At 55.4% G+C, this 294-nt stretch carries 1 protein-coding gene; it reads left to right on the plus strand.

Going from position 1 to position 294, the window contains the following annotated elements; genetic code table 11:
* Positions 1-86: 86 nt before the first annotated feature.
* On the plus strand, positions 87-294 hold a 208-nt coding region (locus ACM6IN_RS22040; protein ID WP_414916707.1), incomplete at its 3' end, for an endonuclease domain-containing protein.

Below are 294 nucleotides of genomic sequence, written 5' to 3' on the forward strand. Positions count from 1 at the left end.
GGCCCCCTCTCCCTCCGGGAGAGGGCTGGGGTGAGGGTTCTCGGCTACAGTGAAATATCAAACCAACTTCACAAGGATCGTGAAGCATGCAAACTCGCCCCACCCTCGCCCAGTTCGCCCGCCATCTACGTGTTAATCAAACCGACTGCGAACACCTGCTCTGGCAAAAAATCCGCTCTCGCCAAATCGCCAATCTGAAATTTCGTCGGCAGTTTCCGTGCCCGCCTTACGTGCTGGATTTTTACTGTGCCGAGCTGAAATTGGCGATTGAACTGGACGGCGGTCAGCACTATG

Origin of the sequence: Pseudomonas sp. IT-P395, assembly GCF_949767675.1 — a bacterium.
Classification (GTDB): Bacteria; Pseudomonadota; Gammaproteobacteria; order Pseudomonadales; family Pseudomonadaceae; genus Aquipseudomonas.